Raw genomic sequence first — 23,824 nt, forward strand, 5'->3', positions numbered from 1 at the left:
ACAGAATGATGAACACTCAAAAGGTTTTATATCAAGACATTATAATAAGTAAATAAAAGAACACCTCAAAATCTTTTTTTTAACGCTTTGGTTTTCCGTAAGTTATACTACAAAGTTTTTTAACTCTATATATGTATTGTATATTCGAACGCAAAGGATAGCGATTTAAAAAATCAAATGCAAAGATGCAATCGGGGTTTCTCTAAACCATATAAGATATTAAAGTACATTGAAATACTATAATAATGTAGTTAGAATCTCCCTCGCGTGAGGGATTGAAGTGAAAAGCCCACAGCCTGACAAAGGAAGTGCGAGGACTTGTAACGAAAAACCCGACCTGAGGAGGAACGACGATAGGGCACGCCCATAAAAAAAAGCACCATATTATATGATGCTTTAATTTTATTTTTCTGCTTTGAGGGCTTTTATTTTTTCTCGCCATTGGGTGGCAAGATCTGCGTAGTTCATTTCGACTTTAGATTGTTGATTGACTAATGTACCGTCAGAGAAGGCTTTATAAAGTATGCTTTCGATTATGAAGTCTTCGGAGACAGTGTAGGGCTGGTACTTGGTTTTAAGGTTTATATCGAATAATCGTGCGGTGTTGTTGGACCAAAATGCTTTCCAGCCACTTTTTAGTTCTTTTATAAGGTCGAATGTTGACGCTCCTGTTTGTCTGTGTATGAGTTTGACAAGTATTTGCCCGTCTTTTCGACTCAACTTCTTGAGTTGTCCTTCAAATTCATTGGTGAGATAGTTTTCAACGAGTTTGAAAAACTTCTTTTTATCTCTTTCAGATTTTAAACCTTTCATTCCATTATTCAGAGCCGTTAGTCTATCAGCAGCTGTTTTTGCATAAGGATACACTTTGAGCACACGACGCTTTAATATAAGGTAGCGTTTTCTTTCATCTTCGGATTTAATATAATGACGGTTGGTAATTAGCACGTTTTCTAGCTCTATAGGCATATTGCTAATAGTATCAGTACCTACTAGTGGTGCTTCGACTTCGATGGTATCTTTTTTGACAACTTGGGAGTTTGCTGCGAATGAAATTAAAAAAATAACAATAAAGAGTTGTATGTATTTCATATTTATAAAAAATTTTATCAAAAATATGTAATTATTAAACAACTGTTATACCAAATTTATAATTTAGCAAAAAATATTTTTTTATGAGCACGAAAACAATACTTAAAAAGTCTTCAATGGACTTTCTTGAAAAATACCTAAACAACCCATCGCCTACTGGATATGAATCTGGTGGTCAAAAAATTTGGATGGAATACCTAAAACCTTATGTAGATACGTTTATTACCGATACTTATGGAACAGCTGTTGGAGTTATAAATCCAGATGCTGAATTTAAAGTGGTTATTGAAGGGCATTCGGACGAAATTTCGTGGTATGTGAACTATATAACTGACGACGGATTGATATATGTGATTCGAAATGGTGGTTCAGACCATCAAATTGCGCCATCAAAACGGGTCAATATTCATACCGACAACGGCATTGTGAAAGGTGTTTTTGGTTGGCCAGCCATACATACCCGTAGTCGTGCAAAGGAAGAACCTGCAACACAACACAATATTTTTATTGATTGTGGTTGTTCTACTAAGGAAGAAGTTGAAAAACTAGGTGTTCACGTGGGTTGCGTGATTACCTATCCAGACGAATTTATGATTTTGAATGAAAATAAGTTTGTTTGTAGAGCCATTGACAATAGAATGGGTGGATTTATGATTGCCGAAGTAGCTCGTTTGCTTCACGAAAACAAGAAAAAATTACCGTTTGGATTGTACATTGTGAATGCAGTTCAAGAAGAAATAGGACTTCGAGGTGCCGAAATGATTACCCAAACCATCAAACCCAATGTTGCCATTGTGACCGATGTTTGCCACGATACTTCAACCCCAATGATTGAGAAAAAAATTGAAGGCGACCTAAAAATGGGCGGTGGACCAGTGATAGCCTATGCTCCTGCTACTCAAAACATACTTCGTGAACTAATCGTAGCCACTGCCAAAGAAAAGAAAATTCCGTTTCAACGTCATGCTACATCACGAGTAACAGGAACAGACACCGATGCATTCGCCTACAGCAATGGCGGTGTGGCATCAGCTCTAATCTCGTTATCCCTCCGATACATGCACACCACAGTCGAAATGGTGCACAGGGACGATGTTGAAAACGTAATAAAATTAATCTACGAAAGCGTTTTAAAAATAGAAAACAATCATAATTTTTCTTATTTCAAATAGTATTTGAAGCTAATCCTGCTTTTCGTTTCAAGCTTTTTTGTGGAAAACCATTTTGGTAATTTTACAAAAAGAGCTTCCTTTGGTCGCTTTTTTATAAAAACAAAAATTGGTTTTCCACTTCAAAAGGCTTTCCACTCCAATCAGGGCTAAAAAAACCGAAATTTCAAACTGAAATTTCGGTTTTTTTTGTAGCTTTGATTAAACAATTGTTAAAAATGCAATCAAAAGCAAAAAATGTCACTGACTATTTAAAGGAAATCCCTGAAGAAAGGCAACAAGCTTTTAACAACCTTCGATCTGCTATTTTAAAAAATATTCCAGAAGGTTTTCAAGAGTGTATGAGTTATGGAATGATAGGATATGTGGTTCCACATAGTATTTACCCAAACGGATACCATTGCGATCCAAAATTACCATTACCCTTTGTAGCTATTGCATCACAAAAAAACTTTATTGCACTATACCATATGGGAATATATGCCAATCCAAAACTTCTGGAATGGTTTACTACCGAATATGCTAAACATTGCAAATACAAATTAGATATGGGGAAAAGTTGTATCCGTTTCAAAAAACTAGATTCAATTCCTTTTGACTTGATTGCTGAATTACTACAAAAAATATCCGTTGCAGAGTGGATAAATTGTTATGAAACCGTATTTATAAACAAACCTAAACCTTAAAATTATGAAAATTGTAAAAAAAATTCTTTTAGTAGTGCTAATTTTAGCAGCCATACCCTTTATATCCGCATTGTTTATGAAAAAAGACTATGCAGTAGAAAGAGAAATCACCGTTAGCAGAACTGTTTCAGAGGTTTTTGAGTATTTAAAATATTTCAAAAACCATCAAAAATTCAGTACTTGGACTAACAAAGATCCAAAATCAATTATTACCTTCAAAGGAGAAGATGGAAAAATTGGAGCTACTTCCACTTGGGACGGAAATGATGAAGTAGGCAAAGGTGAACAAGAACTAAAAAAAATTGATCCTCTAAAACGTATTGATGTAGAACTTCGTTTCATAAAACCTTTTGAAGGAGTAGCCAATGCCTATTTCACGACCGAAGCTATTGATAGCACTAGCACAAAAGTAATATGGGGGATCAATGGAAGAGATGAATACCCCTTAAACTTTATGCAGGTATTTATCAATTATGACACTATGATGGGTACTGAATTTGAAGCTGGTTTAAAAAACTTGAAAACAGTTTTAGAAACTCAAAAGTAACACTCCTTTTTAAACACAAATTTCACGAATATAATAATGTCAATTTTTTGCAATTCGTAGTAAAGAGTATAGAAATTATAACAAAACGCCTCAAATTATTGAGGCGTTTTGTATACATTATGATTTCAAAAATGCAAGTACATTTTTTTCAATTCGTTCCTTAATATTGGATACATCGGCTTTTACAAATTTTTCACCCATAATATTTTCGTACAACTCGATATAACGTTCCGAAACTGAATTGATATATTCCTCAGACATATCTGGAATTTGTTGCCCTTCTTGTCCTTGAAAACCATTTTCGATTAACCAACGACGCACAAATTCTTTAGATAGTTGTTTTTGCTCTTCGTTATTGTCTTGTCGTTCTTGATATCCTTCTTTATAAAAATATCGAGATGAATCTGGTGTGTGAATTTCATCAATTAAAACAATTTTACCTTCTTTGGTTTTTCCAAATTCATATTTTGTATCCACTAAAATCAAATTGCGAGAAGCAGCAATTTCGGTTCCCCGTTGATATAAATCTCGAGTATATTTTTCAAGAATCAAATAATCAGCTTCTGAAACTATTTCTTTTGCTAGGATTTCTTCACGAGAAATATCTTCATCGTGTGAACCATTATCTGCTTTGGTTGTTGGTGTAATTATAGGTGTGGGGAATTTGTCGTTTTCTTTTAAACCGTCCACCATTGGTACGCGACAAATGGTTCGTTTTCCTAGTGCATATTCACGAGCAGCATGTCCTGAAAGATATCCTCTAATTACCATTTCAACTTTAAAAGGTTCGCATAAATGCCCAACAGCTACGTTCGGATCTGGAGTTGCAATTAGCCAATTTGGAACAATGTCTTGTGTGAGTTCCATAAACTTGGTGGCAATCTGGTTCAGAATTTGACCTTTATATGGGATTCCTTTTGGCAAAACCACATCAAAAGCTGAAAGTCTGTCAGTTGCAATCATTACCAAAAGTTCTTCATTAATGGTATAAACTTCTCGAACTTTGCCTCGATAGACTGTTTTTTGATTTGGAAAATTGAAATGAGTTGTAGTTATGGTGTTCATTATTGTAGTTGTTTTGACAAAAATAGTTTGTTTGGAACAAACGGCAAAGAAAATAGTTTTATAAAAAGGAAAAGCTGTCAAAATAGACAGCTTTTCCCCAAAAAAAATATTTTTTTATAGTGTTGACCAAATAGAATAGCCACCAGGAGGACATTGAATTTTCACCCATTTATCACCTTGTGTTGTTGGTTGCCAAGTAGAGTTGCCTGTATAATCTTTTATTTTGGTGTTTGCCCAATTGGTTTGTATCCATCTTTCTTGCCAAGTAGACGAATTATTGATGTATACAACCAAGCCAGGATTGCCATTATAACCATTTCTTCTAGCGATATATTCGTCATTATCTGTCCAAAGATTTGATGTGTTTCCTGTTGCTTTGTTATTGTGAATCCAGATTAAATTATTCAATTTGGCTTTATCTAACCACTCTTCATAATCTCTGTAGAAAATAGTTGGATAGCCCTCATGAGTTAAAATATAAGCATAAGCTAACATTTTTTTCCAGATAATATCAGTATCGTGATTTGAAACAAAAGTAACTGCTTTGTATGGATTGCGTTTCCAAAGCATATCATCGCTTAATCTATTTAAATCATTATTATCAAAAGCTTCGTCCATTTTATAATATGTAGCAAAGTCAAAAGCAGAACTATTTGCAGCATTTGCCCAGTTTTCAAGAACAACTGCATTACCGTCCCAAATTTCACCAACCGAAAATCCACCGACATTGGCATTCCAATCTTTGACAACCCATGCGCCAAAACCTTTTACATAATCAAAACGCCAACCATCAAATTTCATAGTGTTTTTGTAATATTTACCAACACCATCAGCACGCTTGTATAACCAGTCTTGCACATAAGGATTGGCATGACATAAGTCTGGGAAACCTCCAAAAGCGCCTTCATCGTTATTGCCAAATGAGTTTTTGTAAAAATCATTGTAGCTTCTTTTGAACATTCCCGATGCAACACCACCAAAGTTTGTATAAGTGCTTGTTCCCGTAAACGGATTAGCCTCAGACTGACCGCCACTATTATGATTAATAACAATATCAGCATATACTTTCATATTCTCGGCATGCACTTTTGTAATCAAAGAAGTCAATTCGGTTTTAGAACCAAAACGAGTTTCAACTGTACCATTTTGATTAAAATTTCCAAAATCATAATAATCTGTAGGATCATATCCCATAGAGAAAGGTCCGTTTTGCGCTTTTGATACGGGCGGAAGCCATATTGCGTCTATTCCTGCATTTCCCCATGCAGTAACTTTACCATTAATTGTATTCCACCAATTACCGCCAGCAGGGCAATCCCAATAAAAAGCCTGCATCATAACACCACCACCTGGGTTGGCAACATATTTACCTAAAGTTCCGGCAGGCGTTGCGTTAACTCCTGTGCTAAATGGTCTTCCATCGTGATTTGTAATTTGTATTACTTTCGACTGACTTTCGATTGAAGCATTCTCATCAACTCCTTCATTATTACAGGAGTAAAAAGTTCCAAAACTCGCAATAATTGCGAAATTCATAATTTGTTTTTTCATAATTTAAATTGGTTTGTTTAGTTAGTTTTTGCGAAATAACTATTTTTCGCATCATAAATTTATGAAAATAATAATACCATAAAAGCACTACAACGTTTTCTTTGATACGAAAACGTTGTAGTGTTGAAAAGTTTTTAAAAAATTAAAACTATTGCATATGATTTAAATTATACACTTATAGTTTTACAACAAAAATGAATTTCATTATCCTTGAAAATTATTTAAAAAATTAAAAAAAAAACGACCTTATAAAAGTCGTTTTAAAAATTACTATAAAAACCCATTGCATATAATTCAATTTACTTTGTTTTCTGACCACATAGGCACATAGATTATATGTATTTTGTCAAGACGTTTCATTTTATTATAGCAAATCATAGCTATATGTACGAATAATTGATCTATCAGACTCTTTTTCTATGGAGCTATCGGGTTATAAATTATTTTTAGATTTAAATCAGGCTAAGCTTATTTTTTAGTGACAAAGTTCTTAGATAAACCTAATTCATTTTTCCATAATCTTTGAAAATTAATTTTTAAAATAAAACATATAGGCAGTGAGTAAAAATCAAGCCTTTTCGTCTAATCATTATTTTCAATCTGCTTGTAAGCATCAATTACCTTTTTGACTAAACGATGACGAACAATATCTTTATCATCTAGATATATAATACCAATTCCCTCAACATCTTTTAAAACTAAAATGGCTTCTTTGAGTCCTGAAATAGTTCTTCGAGGCAAATCGACTTGACCTGGATCTCCAGTTATCATAAATTTGGCGTTTTTTCCCATTCGAGTCAAAAACATTTTCATTTGAGAATGGGTCGTGTTTTGAGCTTCATCTAAAATTACAAATGCATTGTCTAAAGTTCTACCACGCATAAATGCCAACGGCGCAATCTGTATAATTCCTTTGAGTATATAGTCTTCTAAGGTTTGTGGAGGCAACATATCTCGCAACGCATCGTATAGCGGTTGCATATAAGGATCGAGTTTTTCTTTCAAATCGCCAGGAAGAAAACCCAAATTTTCGCCTGCTTCTACTGCTGGACGAGTAAGTACAATTCGCTTGACTTGCTTTTCTTTCAAAGCCTTTACCGCCATTGCAACTCCCGTATAGGTTTTCCCTGTTCCAGCTGGTCCAACTGCGAAAACCATATCGTTTTTATTGATGCTATCTACTAATAGTTGTTGATTTGGCGTCATTGCTTTAATCAATTTCCCTCCTATTCCGTGCACAAGAATCTTGTCACTGTCTGCCATTTTTTGTTCCTCACGAGAATCACTCAAAATAACCCTGTCGATAACGTTATCATCTATATTATTGTATCGTGTAAAATGAACCATAAGCCGGTTAAACCGTTTTTCAAACTCATCAAGCTCTCCTTTTTCGCCAAAAGCCTTTAAGGTTGTTCCTCGCGCTACTATTTTTAGCTTTGGATAGTACCTTTTAATAGTCTCTAAATGAGAATCTTGTGCTCCCCAAAATTCTTTGGGAGCAATGTCGTGTAATTCAATTGTTCTCTCGTTCAAATGTGGTAAGATTAAGTTAAAAAAAAAAGTTAGCTTTGCATCTCTCAAATTTAATAAATTTAAAGAAGCGATTCCCGATTAGTTATAAACAAAATGATGTCAATAATTACCCTAACTACTGATTTTGGACTAAAAGACTACTTTGTGGGTGCTTTGAAAGGGAAATTAATTTCTGAATATTCCGATGTTCAAATTATTGACATTACTCATTATGTGGATTTGTTCAATATTTCGGAAGCCAGCTACATTATTAATACCTCTTATAATTGTTTCCCAAAAGGTACTGTACATTTAATAGGAGTCGATTACGAACGAACTAGCGAAAACAAACATATTGCCATACAATGGAATGACCATTTTTTTGTATGTGCTGATAATGGTATTTTGAGTATTTTGACACAAAAAATTGTACCTCAAAAAATGGTCGAAATCAATATTCACGATCGTTTACAAGTTGATTCAACTGATTTAGATGTGTTTGTCAAAGTGGCTTGTCACTTATCAAAAGGAGGAGCTTTAAGTGTTATTGGAAAAGAAATTTCATCGATTAAAATTGTAAATGAGTTACAATCTGTTGTAGCTTCTGATTTCAATAGTATTAAAGGTTATGTGGTTTACATTGACCATTTCGGAAATTGTGTCACCAATATTTCTAAAAAAATGTTCGCTGATATAGGTAAAAATCGTTCTTTTGAAATTAAATTTGGTACTAAAAGCATCAAGAAAATACATTCTAACTATTCTGATTTTAAAGTATCTGAAAAATATACCTTAAAAGATTATGAAGGTGAAAAACTTGCCCTTTTTAACGAAGCAGGATTTCTAGAAATAGCCATTTATAGAAGCAATCCGTTAACTGTGGGATCTGCAAAATCGTTGTTGGGATTGAAATATAGAGATGTAGTAAATATAGTGTTCAGTTGACAGTAATCCGTAATCAGAAATCGTTAATCAAGATTCTTAAATCTAAAATCTTATGTTTGTCAGAATAGTAAAATTAAGTTTTCACGAAGAAAATATTCCTGCCTTTCTGGAAAATTTTGAATTAATGAAAGAAAAAATACGAAATGCACACGGGAATCGTTTTCTTGAATTGTATCAAGACAAAAACAATAAATGCATTTTCTTTACTTACAGTTATTGGGAAACTGAAGCCGATTTAGAAAATTATAGAAACTCGGAATTATTTTATGATGTTTGGACATTTACCAAAAAGTTATTTAATGATAAGCCAGAAGCTTGGAGTGTTAACAAATTAGTTTCTTTAGAATAATTACGAATTACGATAACACTAAGATAATTAAAAATTACGAAGTATAATTTTATGGCAAAATTAATTATATTCTTAAGCATTCATATCCTATTATTATTCCTTTTAGTTTATATAAACCGAAAGTATTATTGTACTTCATTTTCAAATGTTAAAATTGCAATGTGCTGTTCAGTAATTTTTTATATTTCTATGGTAATTCTAGCTTTTGCGACGAGTTATTATTTGAAACAAGAATTGAATTCATTTGATCTAGATAAAAATGGACTATTTACTGAAGAAGAATGGACAATAGAACAAAGTAGATTAATTAGAGACGTTTCAAATGATACTGGAAGAAATCTTGCTCCTTTTACTGGAATAGTTTTTAGTATTCTTTATTTTATCATTATAATAATACCTTTATCTATTTTTAACAAAAAAACTAAACAAATTACCGAATAAACACATAAACACAAATGAAAGCCATATTATTTAAAGAATTTCGTTCCTTTTTTGGTTCGCCCATAGGTTATTTAGTCATTGCCATTTTTCTACTTATTAGTGGATTATTCTTATGGGTTTTTGAAGGAAATTATAATATTTTGAATTCTGGTTTTGCAGATATGACTCCGTTTTTCACCATTGCTCCTTGGATTCTACTTTTCTTAATTCCAGCTGTTACAATGCGTAGTTTTTCGGACGAAAAAAAGCAAGGCACAATGGAATTATTATTAACAAAACCATTATCGCTTTGGGAAATTGTAAACGGAAAATTTCTTGGTGCTTTTTTACTTTTAATAATAGCCATAATTCCAACATTGGTTTATGTAAAAGTGATTTATGATCTAGGTTTACCTGAAGGAAATATCGATTTAGGAAGCACTTTAGGTTCTTATTTTGGACTGCTGTTTTTGATGGCTTCTTATACTGCAATAGGAATTTTTACTTCCACATTATCCGACAATCAGATTGTGGCATTTATTGTTTCGGTATTGCTCTGTTTCTTATTTTACTTTGGCTTTCAAGGCATTGCAACCAGTTCGATTTTTGGTAGTTTTGGAGATACAGTTGCTTCTTTTGGAATGGATTATCATTATAAAAGTATGAGTCGTGGCGTGATTGACACTCGGGACGTATTTTATTTTGTAAGCATTACTGCTTTATTTTTGTCAATTACCGTTTTTAAATTAAAATCATACAAACTATAATGAGGTTTTTATCAAAAAATAGTAAAAATTTAATCTTAACCATTGTTGGATTAATTACCGCAAATATCGTTGGCAATTTCTTATTCTATAGGTTTGATTTAACGCATGACAAACGATACACTTTGTCAAAAACGTCATTGCAAATTGTAAAAAATGCCAAAGAACCTTTGTATATAGATGTCTTTTTGGAGGGGAATTTTCCTGCTGAATTCAAACGATTGCAAAACGAAACCAAACAAATTCTAGAAGAATTCAAAGCCTACAATCCAAACATTATTTACCAGTTTGTCAATCCGTTAGAAAATCCAGAGGAAGCTGATAAAATTATGGAATCCTTTCTGCAACGAGGTTTAACTCCTGTAAAAATAACAGTTGATGACAAAGGAAAACAATCGCAAGAAACTGTTTTCCCTTGGGCAATCGCTACCTACAAAGATAAAAGCACCAAATTACCTTTGCTAAAAAACAAAATCGGTGCTTCGACTGAACAAAAAATCATTAGCTCCGTACAACATTTAGAATATGCTTTCACGAATGCTTTTCAGAAAATAACCACACCAAAAAAGAAAAAAATTGCTATAATAAAAGGTAAAAATGAATTGCCTGATATCTTTAAAGCAGACTTTCTTAAATCTATTGGCGAAAATTATTTTTTAGCTGCTTTCCCATTAGATTCCACTTCAGTCGAACCTGTTAAAATAGCTTTGGCATTAAAAAACTTCGATTTAGTCATAATTGCCAAACCAAAAGAGGCTTTTACCGATCAAGAAAAACAAGTTTTAGATCAATTCATCATCAATGGTGGAAAAACCCTTTGGCTTATTGATGCTGTGGCTATCGAAATGAGTGATTTAAATAAAACTGGTTCGAGCTTTGCTTTTCCGGTTGATTTGGGTTTGAATGATCTATTTTTTAAATATGGTTTCAGAATAAATTCAAACCTTATCAAAGACATTTATTGCGCACCAATAGCATTAGCTTCAGGTCAAAAAGGAAATGAGACCCAGTATGAAAAATATCCGTGGTATTATGCTCCTTATATATTTCCAAATAGCAAACACCCCATTGTGAACAATATTGATGGTGTCAAACTAGATTTTGGAAATGGAATTGACACACTTAAAAACGGAATCAAAAAAACCATTTTACTACAATCGTCACCAAATTCTAAAAAAGTGGGAACGCCTGTAGAAATTGACTTGAAAATAGTAAACGAAAAACCAAATGCTAAAGAATACATTCCTGGAAATATTCCAATGAGTGTTTTGCTGGAAGGAAACTTTTCGTCAGTATATGAAAATAGAGTATTGCCTTTTGAAGACAAATCATTTAAAATTAAGGGCAAAAAAACAAAAATGATTGTAGTTTCTGATGGCGATATCATAAAAAACCAATTGGACGAAAAAGGCGAACCATTAGAACTTGGATTTGATAAATGGACCAATCAAGTCTATGCCAACAAAGAATTTTTGTTGAATTGTGTGAATTATTTGCTCGACGAAAACGGACTTATCAACATTCGAAGCAAAGAAGTCGATTTACCATTGCTAGACAAAGAAAAAGTTTATGAAAATTACACTTTCACGCAATGTATTACTGTTGGATTACCCTTATTATTGTTACTCTTTTTTGGTATTACAGTATTATATTTAAGAAAAAGGCAATTTGGTCGGTAGTTGTTGATAAAAATGTTTTAAAAACCCATTAGTTTACGATATATTTGCAACATATAAAATTTTACGTTAAGGGTAAAATTAATAATTAAACAAAAAAATGATGAAGTTTATAGTATCAAGTTCCTATTTACTAAAACAATTGCAAGTTTTAGGAAGCGTTATTAACAATAGTAATACGTTACCTATTTTAGATAATTTTTTATTTGAATTGAAGAAAAACGAATTGTTAGTTTCTGCTTCAGATTTAGAAACCACAATGTCAGCTTCCCTTACAATAGATTCAAAAAGTGAAGGAAGTGTTGCCGTTCCAGCAAAACTATTATTAGAAATATTAAAAACATTTCCAGAACAACCGCTAACATTTACTGTTGAAGAAAATAGCACTATAGAAATAAGCTCACAATCTGGAAAATATGCTTTAGCGTATGCTCCAGGCGAAGAATTTCCAAAATCAGTAAACCTAGAAGAACCATCAAAAACTGTAGTCCCAGCTGAAGTTTTATCGACAGCTGTGAGTAAAACAATTTTTGCCGCTGGAAATGATGATTTGCGTCCTGTAATGTCAGGTGTGTTTTTCCAATTTTCGCCAGAAGGTTTAATTTTTGTGGCTACTGATGCTCACAAACTAGTTAAATATTCTCGTACTGATGTAAAAGCTTCGCAAGTCGCTGATTTTATTATGCCAAGAAAACCTTTAACAATTTTGAAAGGAATCCTTGCTACTTCAAACGAAGAAGTAACTATTGAATACAACGACTCGAATGCTACATTTTCTTTCGATAACTACATCTTAACTTGCAGATTGATTGATGGAAAATATCCAAATTATGAAGCCGTTATCCCTAAAGAAAATCCAAATAAACTGATGATTGACAGAACCCAATTTTTAAGTTCTGTGCGACGTGTGGCTATTTTCTCAAACAAAACAACACATCAAATTAGGCTTAAAATTGCTGGAACAGAGTTGAATATTTCTGCCGAAGATATTGATTATTCTAACAAAGCGGAAGAACGTTTGACTTGCGATTATCAAGGAGATGATATGCAAATAGGATTTAATTCTCGTTTTTTACTAGAAATGTTAGGTAACTTACAATCGGATATGATTATGCTTGAAATGTCAATGCCAAATCGAGCTGGAATTCTAACTCCTGCGGATGGACTTGACGAAGGAGAAACTGTTACTATGTTAGTTATGCCAGTAATGTTGAATAGCTAATACATAGCTTTTTATATACAAAAAATCGCTCATTGAGCGATTTTTTAGTTTTAAATACTTTCAAAAATTTTATTCAATTTTGCTTCATTTATGGGTTTTGAAATAAAATCTTTAACCGTTGAATATTTTTTAGATTTTTCAATATCCATTATATCAATTGAGGAAGACATTATAAAAATATTATATTCTTTTTTATCTGGTAAATTTTCTATTTTTTCTAGAAATTGCCATCCATCAATAACTGGCATATTTAAATCTAGCAGAATAATATCTGGCTTATTTGTTTGATTGGTTAATATATCAATAACATCTTCCCCATTTTTAAAATCGATAACTTGCATAAAATTTTCATTTTTTTCAATAATTTTTTTTAACACAAATGTGAAAATTTTATCATCATCAATTATGTAGGTTAAGTTAATTTTTTTCATATAAAATACAAATTAAAAGTTGTACCCTTATCGACCTGACTCTCCACATCTATTCTGCCTCCCATTGATTCTATATGGTTTTTAACCATAAATAATCCCAGCCCAATAGCATCCTCGTTACCGTGAAACGTTTTATACATTCCGAATATTTTGTCTTTATTCCTGCTCAAATCAATTCCTATTCCATTGTCTTGAATGGTTAGTTTCACCTCTTCCTCTAATTTTACAGCATTTATATATATTTCTGAACTTCGTGTTTTGGATTTGTATTTAATAGCATTTGTCAATAAGTTAAATATAATACTTTCAAAATAAGATGGTGTTACATCAATTGTAATAATTGGATCAACATTGATTTTTATACTGGTTTGGTTTGTTTTTATAAACGCATTAATACCTTGTATTGATTTTTCAATCTCTTCTTTTAAATTTAAGGATTTAGTATTGGTGTTAACTCCATTTTGTATGGCTACTGTTTCATTAAGATAGTAAATAGTATCTGAAAGTTTATTTGTACTTTCTTTCATCATTTGAAAATACTGTTCTTGATCTTCAACATTATTTTTATCTGAAAACAAATCTAATAGCATCGATAAATTACTGGTATGAGAACGAATATCGTGAGAAACTATATGGGTGAAATTAATTAGTTTCTGGTTTTGTTTTTCGGTAATTCTATACAATTTATTTTTTTCTTTTTCAACTTCTTTCCGTATAGAAATATCTCTTGTTACAACAATGTATTTAGAATACCGCCCATCCTCGTGATAAATCACATTCACAGAGTCCTCACGCCAATTGAATTGTTGATTGGCATCTTTAACACGGAGTTCATATTTAAAAGCTTCTTTTTTAGTTGTTAGGCAATCATATATATGACTCCTTATTACTTCCCTATCCTCTGGATGTATATTATTAAACATATCATCTATAGTAAAATTAGCACCATCCTTTCTTGTATGCTTGAGTAATTCATAACAAGTTGGAGACATATATGTTATAGCACTATCTTCTATAATATAAATACCATCTGTTGTGTTTTCAGAAATAATTCGTAATTTTTCTTCACTTTCTGATAGCTTGCTTTCAATTATTTTTCTGGCATTTATATCTCTTGAACTTATAATGTATTTTGAATACTCACCTATTTTTTGATTATCGTCATAAATGACATTACTAATATCTTCTCTCCAATAATAATTCCCATCATTAGCAAGTAGTCTAAATTCAAATTTGAATGAAGCTGCCTTATTTCTTAAATAAAAATTTATCTGATCTCTAACACGTTGTCTGTCCTCAGGGTGTATTCTTTCAAAAATTTGATCCGAGTTGTTACCAATAACTTCGCTGTAATCGTAGCCAAATGCCATACAATAAGAAGGAGATACATATTGTATTTTATGATTTTCGAGTATCAGAAAACCATCCGATGAATTCTCAGTAATTAAACGCAGTTGCTGCTCATTTTCGATTAGTTTGTCCATTATCTTTTTTCTTTCAGAAACATCACGAGAAATCAAGATATATTTTGAATAAGTTCCGTCTTCGTTATATATAACATTGGTTGAATCTTCTCTCCAATAGTATTTGTTGTCTACACATCTAAATCTATACTGATAAAAAAATGTTTCAATCCTACTTTCTAAATTATTTAAAATCTCTTTTGAAACTATTTCGTAATCATCAGGATGAATCAAACCATATATTTCTTCACGGGTAAGATTTTTTAAAAACTCTTCGGTATAACCTGACATTTTTAGGAAAACTGGTGAGGCATACGAGATTTTTTTATCCTCAATAATTACTATTCCATCGGAAGTATTTTCTGAAATAAATTTTAACATTTCTTGTTCAACAACCAATCTTCTTTCGACTTTTTTTCGTCTTTCTTCTTCAAGAGATAAGCTCAAAAAATCTGCTAATGAACGAGCAAAAGTAATATCATTTTCTGACCAAACTCTAGGATCATCTCGATGTTCAAAACATAAAACACCGTGAACTACTCCATTTTCTCGTACAGGAATATCTAACATATCTGTAATTCCTAGAGGTTTCAAATAATTCTCTATCAATTCAGATGTAAACTCATTAGTCATTACATCATCCGCTATTAGAGCAATTTGAGTATTCATTGCTTCAAAATACTTAGGTAAATCTCTTATATTAAGCACTTGATTTTTTAGGGTGTCCTTTTGGGTAATATCGATTAGGTTTTTACAAACTAAGGTGTCACCTTCTACTACCCAATAATTAGATCTATCAATATTTAATCCCTCAAGAGCAATTTTTGTAATCAAATCTATTTTTTTGTTGATAGACAATTCAGATTTATTAGAATACAGTTTTACTAGTAGTTTATTTTGTAAATCAATTTGTTTTTGCCTCTGATTTCTTTCGATTTCTGCATTTTTTTCGGCAGTAATATCTCTAGTAATTGTTACTGTTCTTAACTTGATGTTAGAAATGTTATAATATAAATTCATTATATCCTCTCTCCAAAAATAGTCACCATTTGACTTCTTACATCTAAATACAAATTTCACAAAGGATTCTTTGTTTTCTATTGCCAAATTAATTACTTTATCAATTCTTTCCACATCATCTGGATGTAAAAGATGCAACACATTCCCTTTACGTTGAATTCTTTTTTCTTCAATAGTTAATCCTATCATATTTAGATATGGTTTCGATGCATATACCATTTCTTCGTCTTCTACAATAAAAATTCCATCTGTGATATTGTCTGAAATAAAGTCAAATCGTTCATTATTCTCATGTAAATCATTTTCTACAATTCTTCTCTCATTTTCTTCAATAAATAATGAAAAAATATCAGCAATTGATCTGGCAAAAGAGATGTCGTTATCAGACCAGTTTTTTATAGAATCAATTTTCTCACAACATAAAGTGCCTGTTAAAACTCCTTTTTCTCGAATTGGAATATCCAATATGCTTTTTATATTGAGAGGTTTTAAGTATGTTTGAGCAAGTTCAGCTGTTAATTTGTTTTGTTCCGCATCATCAGCAACAATGGCAATACCTTCTTTAAGTGCTTCAAGATATTTTGGAATATCTGTTTTAAATAAGGCTGTATTGTCTGTGAAATTATTTGAAATAGAATCGTATAGATTTTTACAAACCAATTTATCGCTTTCAAATTTCCAAATTCCTGCTCTGGTGATAGTAAGTCCTTTGCAAATTGCTTTGGTAATTTCACTATAAAGTTTATCAACAGTTTCAAAATTTTTAAAAGATGATTTGTATAAGTCAATCAAAATCTCAAATTGATTAACCGAATAATTCAATGATAAATTGTTCCAATTATTATCTAAAATACCGATGAGTCTTATTACTTTCTTTTCAGAATTTCTTTGTGGATAAAGATTAATTGAAGTGTTTATTTTTTCTCCATTACTATTTTTAAATTCAATATTTAGTTTAGGAATATCATCATCTAATGCTAAAGCAAAATTATGCTTTGGAGTAAGCATAAGATTAACTCTAGATTTCCATAATAATAAATCGTTATCTGGATTTTCTTCTTTAAAACCTAGTTTTTTCCATATTGTATTTGAAATCCAAAGATGATTTTGATTCTCATAATCCCAAACAAAAAAATATTTTTTAGTAGAGGAAACAACATCATCAAATAAAGCATCATTCTGCTTTAGATAATTGTAAAAGTCTTGTTTTAAGTAATTTTCTTTCATAATTATAATTCAAATCCTTAAATTAACAACTCACTAATATACAATTATTTTTGGTTTAAAATTAAAAAGATTAAAATAACGAATATAATTTATATCTATTTATTAACATTAAAGAATACCTTTGCTCAAATTTATATAAAATGGCAACTTTCGAGCAATTCAATCTTCCAAAATCTATTCAAAAAGCTTTAGACGATTTACAACTTACAACACCAACACCTATTCAAGAAAAATCTTTTTCAGTGATTATGTCTGGTCGTGATATGATGGGCATTGCACAAACAGGTACTGGCAAAACTTTTGCATACCTATTGCCATTGCTCAAACAATATAAATTTACCAACACGAACACCCCAAAAATTGTAATTCTGGTTCCTACTCGTGAACTTGTGGTTCAGGTGGTCGAAGAAGTAGAAAAATTGACAAAATACATGTCCGTCAACACACTTGGGATTTATGGTGGTGTGAACATCAATACACAAAAAAAACAAGTTTACGAAGGTGTAGATATTCTAGTTGGAACACCTGGACGTGTAATGGATTTAGCACTTGATGCTGTAATTCGTTTTGACGATACGCAAAAATTAGTTATCGATGAGTTTGACGAAATGCTAAATCTAGGTTTCAGAACTCAAATTACATCCATACTAGCAATGCTCCGTAACAAGCGTCAAAACATCCTGTTTTCCGCCACAATGACTGATGAAGTCGATGCTATTTTGAATGATTATTTCGATTTTCCTGAAGAAGTTTCCTTGGCACAATCTGGAACACCGTTAGAAAAAATAGAACAACTGTCGTATAATGTTCCTAATTTCAATACCAAAACCAACTTATTAAAACATTTGTTGCGTACTAATGAAGGAATGTCACGCATTCTTGTTTTTGTAAACAATAAGAAAATTGCCGATATGCTTCACGAGAGAATCGATACTGATTTTCCAGATCAATTTGGCGTGATTCACTCCAACAAATCACAAAATTACCGATTGACCACAATGGCCACTTTTCAAGAAGGCGAATTACGTGGTTTAATTACTACCGATATTATGGCTCGTGGATTGGACATTTCAAACATTACACACGTAATTAATTTTGAAGCACCAGAATTACCAGAACAATACATTCACAGAATTGGTCGAACTGGTCGTGCCGATGCTAGTGGAATTGCCATCAGTTTCATTGCTCCACGTGAAGAAGAAATTAAATTTGCAGCCGAAGTTTTAATGGGCAAAGAGCTTGAAATTCTGGAATTGCCTTCAGAAGTTGAAATTTCTAAACTTCTAATTGGTCCAGAAAAAGAAAAAGAAGTCGTTAAATTCTTAATGAAAAAAGTGACCTTAGACGGAGGCTCATCGCACCACGAAAAGTCAGAGAAAAACAAAAAAGTTAATTTGGGAGGTCCATCAAAAACTAAGAAAAAAACAGGAACTTCTGTCAATAGAAATATTTTAAAAACAAGAGCAGCGAAGAAAAAGAAGAAATAGTGATTAGTCTCCAAAAAACTTAATTTTTCTTAATTCCTTAATGGTTTAAAAAAATAAAGAAATTAATTGTAAATTCGCAATTGATTACTATTTTTGAAAAATCTTTACAAATAAATGCAATTCAAACATCCAGAAATTCTATATTTTTTATTTTTATTGGTTATTCCAATTCTGGTACATTTATTTCAACTACGCAAATTTAAAAAAGAGTTTTTTACGAATGTTAAATTCTTAAAGGAACTTTCTATTCAAACTAGAAAAAGCTCTAAAATCAAAAAATGGTTGCTACTTGCTACAAGATTATTACTGTTAGCATTTTTAATTTTTGCCTTTGCTCAGCCTTTTTTTAAAGCCAAGGACACAGAGAATAGCAATAATGAATTGTTTGTAGTTCTCGACAATTCCTATAGTATGCAAGCCAAAGGTCAAAAAGGCGAACTAATGAAACGTGCTGTACAAGATGTATTGGAATTTGCACCTCAGAACACCACTTTTTCTGTGGTTACTAATGACGAAAGTTATTGGAACACCAATATTAATGTCATTGAAAAAGACTTGCAAAATCTTAAATACAGTCCTATTCCTTTTTCATTAGAGACGGCATTAACCAAAATAAAATCTCGCAAAACATTTGTAAACAAAGATATTGTTGTGATTACAGATGCTATTGGAATGAACAAAAATCATTTGAAAAATAGTAAAGAAAACGATAAAACCTATTTCATTATTTCAAAAGCAGAACAACTCAAAAACATTGCTATTGATAGTGTTTATATGTTGCAAACTCTAGATGATTTTTATGAAATAGCTGTTCAATTTTCATCAAATTCTCAGGAAGTCCAAGCAATTCCTGTTTCTGTTTACAATGGAAAAGAGTTGATTGCTAAAACCATTCTCAATCTAAAAAAGAACAAAGAAACCCTCAATTTTACGATTCCTAAAAAAGATTTTCACGGCTCTGTAAGTATCAACGATAGTAGTTTGGCATTTGATAATATAATGTATTTTACCATATCAAAACCAAAAATAACTTCAATTTTAAGTATTGGCACTACCGAAAAAAGCAATTTTTTATCCAGAATTTACACAAAACCTGAATTTAATTATTCCAATTTTAGTATTGCAACTTTAGATTACAGTCAGCTCAACAAGCAAGATGCCATTATTTTAAATGAACTTGATAATATTCCAGTGGCATTGCAAACCAATTTGAAATCATTTATCGAAAAAGGTGGAAATGTAATATTAATTCCTTCAGAAAAAAATGAGATATCTAATTTGAATGCATTTCTAAATACTTTTGGAGGTATTCAATTTTCAAATTTTCAATCGCAAGAAAAGAAAATTACGAAGATTAATTTCTCAAACCCATTATTCTCTAATGTTTTTGAAAATAAAATTACCAATTTTCAATATCCAAATGTATTACAATCATTTAGTGTAAAAAGTAACTATTCACAAGCAATAAGCTACGATGACCAGAGTGCTTTTTTAACTTCAGTACACAAACAAGTAGGGAACTTATTTGTGTTTTCGGCACCCCTAAATAAAACAAATAGTAATTTCCAGAATTCGCCACTCATTGTTCCTACTTTTTATAAAATGGGATTGAACGATGATAAAAATGGGGTGAAAGCTGAAACCATTGGTAATTCTAACTCAATTTTAATTTCGGCTCAACTGAATACTAATGAAATAGTTTCCATAAAAAATGCTTCAGAAGAATTTATTCCGTCACAACAAATAATGAACGATAAAGTCAAAGTAACTTGTGGGGATAATCCAAGTCAAGCCGGTAATTTTGAAGTTATTCAGAATAATAAAGCTATCGAAAATATCAGCTTTAATTTTGATAGAAAAGAAAGCAATGTAACTCCGCCAAGTGATGAAACACTAGACGATTTGAATATCGTTCCGAGCATAGAATCGTTTTTTGACACCATACAAATAAACAGAACCGATAACCAAGTTTGGAAATGGTTTCTTATTTTTACACTATTATTTATTCTTCTAGAAATATTGATACAAAAATTTGTAAAATGAATCTAATTATAAGAGCTGCCCGAATTATTGATCCTAAAAGTCTGTTTCACAACCAAGTTGTCGATATTAAAATCAATAATGGTTTGATTGAAAAAATAAATTTAAGTATAGATAATAAAGATAATTTGGAAGAACTTCAATTAGAAAACCTACACATTTCTCAAGGTTGGTTTGACACCAGTGTTTCGCTTGGCGAGCCAGGCTTTGAAGATCGAGAAACCATTTCAAACGGATTGCAAGTAGCAGCAAAATCAGGATTTACAGGTATCGCTTTACAACCCAACTCCTTCCCTATTTTAGACAATCAATCGCAAATTAATTTTGTAAAACAAAAAGCAAAGGATTTTGCAACCGAACTTTTCCCAATAGGTGCGTTAACCAAAAATAGTGAAGGGACGGAATTAGCTGAACTCTTTGATATGAAAAATGCTGGAGCAATTGCTTTTGGAGATTATAATAAAAGTTTAGACAATGCCAATTTGCTTAAAATAAGTTTGCAATACACTCAAGATTTCAACGGAATAGTGATAGCTTTTTGCCAAGACAATACCATAAAAGGAAAAGGATTGGTTCACGAAGGAATTGTATCGACAATGTTGGGTTTGAAAGGAATTCCGTCTCTTGCAGAAGAATTAATTATTGCTAGAAATCTTTTTATACTCGAATATACAGGCGGAAAATTACATATTCCAACCATTTCAACAGCAAAATCGGTTCAATTAATAAAAGAAGCCAAAACAAAAGGTTTACACGTGACATGTAGTGTTGCAATTCACAATTTGATTTTAATGGACAAAACCATCGAAAGTTTTGATACTCGATTCAAAGTTTTACCACCACTACGTAAGGAAGAAGATAGAAAAGCGTTAATTGCTGGAGTTCTTGACCATACTATTGATTGCATCACATCAGACCATAATCCTATAGATATTGAACACAAAAAAATAGAATTTGATTTGGCTAAAAATGGAACCATTGGGTTAGAAAGTGCTTTTGGAGCTTTGCAAACCATTCTTCCTATTGAAATTATTATCGAAAAGCTAACATCAGGAAAAACAGTTTTCAATATAGAAAATGAAACTTTAGATGAAGGTCAAAAAGCCAACATCACTTTGTTTAATCCAGAAGGAAATTACACATTTACAGAAAATAATATACTTTCTAAATCAAAAAACAGTGCTTTTTTAGGACAAAACTTAAAAGGAAAAGTATACGGAATTTACAATCAAGGAAAATTGATTTTATCTTAAATAAACAAAAATTATGGAAAATAATATTGAACAAGGAAAACAAACAGCTATTATTGCCTATTTAACCATTATAGGGGCAGTTATCGCAATTTTTATGAACAATGAAAGTAAGAATCCTTTTGCTTCCTTTCATATCAGACAATCATTAGGAATTTTTCTTTCTTGGTTTGCATTAGGTTATTTTGTTAGCTATTTTGACAATTGGGGCGTTTCATCAGGATTTTATCTTTTCATATTTATATTATGGGTTTACGGTTTTGTAGGTGCCATTCAAGGCGAACAAAAACTAGTTCCAATAGTTGGCGAATTTTTCCAGAAATTGTTTAAAAACATTTAGGATTGGTCAGTTCACAAATCATAATTTCTAAATCCCAAATCATAATTCCTAAATCAAAATGAAACTCCACCACCTAGTTCGAGAGCCAAAAGTAAAACTTAATAAAAATCCATTATTGTTATTGCTTCACGGTTATGGTAGCAACGAAGAAGATTTGTTTTCTTTTGCTTCAGAATTACCCGAAGAATATTATGTGATTTCGGCACGCGCGCCATACAATATGCAATATGGAAGCTACGCTTGGTATGCAATTGATTTTGATGCCGATGAAAATAAGTTTTCAGATTTGAATCAAGCCAGAGAATCCAGAGATTTGATTGCCGAATTTATTGATGAATTGATTGCAAATTATCCTATTGATGCTAATAATATTACATTAATTGGTTTTAGTCAAGGTTGCATTTTGAGTTATGCTGTTGGACTATCTTATCCAGAAAAAGTCCAGCGAATAGTTGCTATGAGTGGTTATTTCAATACAGAAATTGCAAAAGAAGGTTATGAAAAGAATGATTTCTCTAATTTGCAATTATTTGCTTCTCACGGCACTGTAGATCAAGTTGTCCCAGTGGATTGGGCTCGAAAAGCAAAACCAATGCTCGATAATTTAGGAATTGAGAATGTGTATAAGGAATACCCAATAGGTCACGGAATATCACCTACTAACTTTTTTGATTTTAAGAAATGGTTGGAGAATGATAATAATTAATTCAAGTTGCTAGTGAATTTTTTTATTGAATCATAATCAATGACCTAGTATTGGTAGTGAAAATTAGTGCAAGTTAGAACCTTAATATTACTTTTATGGTTGGTTTAAATTTATTTGTTGCTTAATGACTAGCAACTTAAATTAATTAAGGAAATTAAAGTTATCAAACAATTGTTTCATCAACATCACTAACATATTCCAAAATATCTCCAGGTTGACAATTTAATGCTTTACAGATAGAGTCGAGTGTACTAAAACGTATGGCTTTGGCTTTTCCAGTTTTTAAAATGGAAAGGTTTGACAATGTTAAATCGACTCTTACTGAAAGTTCATTTAGAGAAATTTTTCGTTTGGCCATCATTACATCTAAATTTACTACTATCGCCATAATTTATATTGTTAATTCATTTTCGTTTTGTAATTCAATACCTTTTGTAAAAAGCTTATGAATAAAATATAATATTCCTGCGAAAAATAAGAAAGCATCTCCTAATCCAATATATTCATTTAAATGAGGAAAATTGATTTCTTGATTGATAAATTTTTCCGAAAAAACCACCGCTATTTTGCTTAAAACGCCAATAAATAAAGAAAATAAACTCATTTTTTTTATCAAATTACCTATTGTTTCGTGAAAAGGACTAATAAAATTTATTTTTTTGTAAATTTGAACTACACTATAAAATAATAATGCTTGAAATATTACAATAGAGACTATGAAGAAAACCAAAACGGTGTAATTTGCTTTTCTTCATAGTCTCTATTGTAATATTTCAAGCATTATTATTTTATAGTGTAGTTCAAATTTACAAAAAAATAAATTTTATTAGTCCTTTTCACGAAACAATAGGTAATTTGATAA

The 23,824-nt window shown here is 31.5% G+C and carries 22 protein-coding genes; 14 read left to right on the forward strand and 8 right to left on the reverse strand.

What is annotated here, in order from left to right; all coding sequences use genetic code 11:
* Positions 1-402: 402 nt before the first annotated feature.
* Entirely contained in the window at positions 403-1,092 is a 690-nt protein-coding gene (locus tag RMO70_RS02915) for a DUF4294 domain-containing protein (RefSeq protein WP_310554927.1), read from the reverse strand.
* An 83-nt stretch (positions 1,093-1,175) separates the two neighbouring features.
* Here RMO70_RS02915 and RMO70_RS02920 point away from each other — a divergent pair, with 83 nt between their 5' ends.
* From RMO70_RS02920 to RMO70_RS02930, 3 genes are all read left to right on the forward strand, one after another.
* Positions 1,176-2,264, forward strand: coding sequence for a M42 family metallopeptidase (locus tag RMO70_RS02920; RefSeq protein ID WP_310554928.1), 1,089 nt, complete (start codon positions 1,176-1,178; stop codon positions 2,262-2,264).
* A gap of 215 nt (positions 2,265-2,479) precedes the next feature.
* Positions 2,480-2,947 carry a DUF1801 domain-containing protein gene (locus tag RMO70_RS02925; protein ID WP_310554929.1) on the forward strand — a complete coding sequence of 156 codons (468 nt, stop codon included), beginning with the start codon at positions 2,480-2,482 and terminating at the stop codon, positions 2,945-2,947.
* A 4-nt stretch (positions 2,948-2,951) separates the two neighbouring features.
* Positions 2,952-3,494: an SRPBCC family protein gene (locus tag RMO70_RS02930; RefSeq protein ID WP_310554930.1), complete on the forward strand. Its 543-nt coding sequence runs from the start codon at positions 2,952-2,954 to the stop codon at positions 3,492-3,494.
* A 117-nt stretch (positions 3,495-3,611) separates the two neighbouring features.
* On the opposite strand, the gene RMO70_RS02935 is transcribed toward RMO70_RS02930, so the two are convergent.
* From RMO70_RS02935 to RMO70_RS02945, 3 genes are all read right to left on the reverse strand, one after another.
* Positions 3,612-4,559 (reverse strand): phosphoribosylaminoimidazolesuccinocarboxamide synthase, encoded by a 948-nt coding sequence (locus RMO70_RS02935; protein ID WP_310554931.1) that lies wholly within the window; start codon positions 4,557-4,559, stop codon positions 3,612-3,614.
* 114 nt (positions 4,560-4,673) lie between these two features.
* On the reverse strand, positions 4,674-6,110 hold the full coding sequence (locus RMO70_RS02940) for an alpha-amylase (protein WP_310554932.1): 1,437 nt from the start codon (positions 6,108-6,110) through the stop codon (positions 4,674-4,676).
* A 582-nt stretch (positions 6,111-6,692) separates the two neighbouring features.
* Complete coding sequence (locus tag RMO70_RS02945; RefSeq protein WP_310554933.1) at positions 6,693-7,643, reverse strand: PhoH family protein; 951 nt, start codon at positions 7,641-7,643, stop codon at positions 6,693-6,695.
* 96 nt (positions 7,644-7,739) lie between these two features.
* Between RMO70_RS02945 and RMO70_RS02950 the strand changes: the two genes are divergently transcribed.
* From RMO70_RS02950 to dnaN, 6 genes are all read left to right on the forward strand, one after another.
* Entirely contained in the window at positions 7,740-8,567 is an 828-nt protein-coding gene (locus RMO70_RS02950) for an SAM-dependent chlorinase/fluorinase (protein WP_310554947.1), read from the forward strand.
* A gap of 52 nt (positions 8,568-8,619) precedes the next feature.
* A complete protein-coding gene (locus RMO70_RS02955) occupies positions 8,620-8,916 on the forward strand; it encodes an antibiotic biosynthesis monooxygenase family protein (protein WP_310554934.1) in 297 nt (98 codons plus the stop codon).
* A 51-nt stretch (positions 8,917-8,967) separates the two neighbouring features.
* Complete coding sequence (locus RMO70_RS02960; RefSeq protein WP_310554935.1) at positions 8,968-9,357, forward strand: hypothetical protein; 390 nt, start codon at positions 8,968-8,970, stop codon at positions 9,355-9,357.
* A 14-nt stretch (positions 9,358-9,371) separates the two neighbouring features.
* Positions 9,372-10,103 carry a gliding motility-associated ABC transporter permease subunit GldF gene (gldF, locus tag RMO70_RS02965; protein ID WP_310554936.1) on the forward strand — a complete coding sequence of 244 codons (732 nt, stop codon included), beginning with the start codon at positions 9,372-9,374 and terminating at the stop codon, positions 10,101-10,103.
* Positions 10,103-11,779 (forward strand): gliding motility-associated ABC transporter substrate-binding protein GldG, encoded by a 1,677-nt coding sequence (gldG, locus tag RMO70_RS02970; protein ID WP_310554937.1) that lies wholly within the window; start codon positions 10,103-10,105, stop codon positions 11,777-11,779. Before gldF ends, gldG begins: the two co-directional genes overlap by 1 nt.
* A 100-nt stretch (positions 11,780-11,879) precedes the next feature.
* The gene (gene dnaN, locus RMO70_RS02975; RefSeq protein WP_310554948.1) at positions 11,880-12,998 is read left to right on the forward strand and encodes a DNA polymerase III subunit beta; all 1,119 of its coding nucleotides are present in this window, start codon (positions 11,880-11,882) and stop codon (positions 12,996-12,998) included.
* A 50-nt stretch (positions 12,999-13,048) separates the two neighbouring features.
* Here dnaN and RMO70_RS02980 read toward each other — a convergent pair whose 3' ends face one another.
* Complete coding sequence (locus tag RMO70_RS02980) at positions 13,049-13,429, reverse strand: response regulator (RefSeq protein WP_310554938.1); 381 nt, start codon at positions 13,427-13,429, stop codon at positions 13,049-13,051.
* On the reverse strand, positions 13,426-17,139 hold the full coding sequence (locus RMO70_RS02985) for a PAS domain-containing protein (protein WP_310554939.1): 3,714 nt from the start codon (positions 17,137-17,139) through the stop codon (positions 13,426-13,428). The genes RMO70_RS02980 and RMO70_RS02985 overlap by 4 nt, the downstream gene beginning before the upstream one ends.
* Positions 17,140-17,279: 140 nt before the next feature.
* On the opposite strand from RMO70_RS02985, the gene RMO70_RS02990 reads away from it, so the two are divergent.
* The 5 genes from RMO70_RS02990 (at position 17,280) to RMO70_RS03010 (ending at position 22,962) form a co-directional block, all read left to right on the forward strand.
* A complete protein-coding gene (locus RMO70_RS02990; protein ID WP_310554940.1) occupies positions 17,280-18,626 on the forward strand; it encodes a DEAD/DEAH box helicase in 1,347 nt (448 codons plus the stop codon).
* A 114-nt stretch (positions 18,627-18,740) separates the two neighbouring features.
* Positions 18,741-20,669, forward strand: a complete 1,929-nt coding sequence (locus RMO70_RS02995; protein ID WP_310554941.1) for a BatA and WFA domain-containing protein — start codon at positions 18,741-18,743, stop codon at positions 20,667-20,669.
* The gene (locus tag RMO70_RS03000; protein WP_310554942.1) at positions 20,666-21,919 is read left to right on the forward strand and encodes a dihydroorotase; all 1,254 of its coding nucleotides are present in this window, start codon (positions 20,666-20,668) and stop codon (positions 21,917-21,919) included. The genes RMO70_RS02995 and RMO70_RS03000 overlap by 4 nt, the downstream gene beginning before the upstream one ends.
* A 13-nt stretch (positions 21,920-21,932) precedes the next feature.
* Positions 21,933-22,256 carry a hypothetical protein gene (locus tag RMO70_RS03005; protein WP_310554943.1) on the forward strand — a complete coding sequence of 108 codons (324 nt, stop codon included), beginning with the start codon at positions 21,933-21,935 and terminating at the stop codon, positions 22,254-22,256.
* A 58-nt stretch (positions 22,257-22,314) separates the two neighbouring features.
* The gene (locus tag RMO70_RS03010) at positions 22,315-22,962 is read left to right on the forward strand and encodes an alpha/beta hydrolase-fold protein (protein WP_310554944.1); all 648 of its coding nucleotides are present in this window, start codon (positions 22,315-22,317) and stop codon (positions 22,960-22,962) included.
* Between the two features lie 163 nt (positions 22,963-23,125).
* Here RMO70_RS03010 and RMO70_RS03015 read toward each other — a convergent pair whose 3' ends face one another.
* Together RMO70_RS03015 and RMO70_RS03020 are read right to left on the reverse strand one after the other, a co-directional pair.
* Positions 23,126-23,350 (reverse strand): helix-turn-helix transcriptional regulator, encoded by a 225-nt coding sequence (locus tag RMO70_RS03015; RefSeq protein ID WP_310554945.1) that lies wholly within the window; start codon positions 23,348-23,350, stop codon positions 23,126-23,128.
* Positions 23,351-23,353: 3 nt separating this feature from the next.
* Positions 23,354-23,692, reverse strand: a complete 339-nt coding sequence (locus tag RMO70_RS03020) for a hypothetical protein (RefSeq protein ID WP_310554946.1) — start codon at positions 23,690-23,692, stop codon at positions 23,354-23,356.
* Positions 23,693-23,824: the final 132 nt, after the last annotated feature.

The organism is Flavobacterium sp. (assembly GCF_031422135.1).
Lineage (GTDB): Bacteria > Bacteroidota > Bacteroidia > Flavobacteriales > Flavobacteriaceae > Flavobacterium.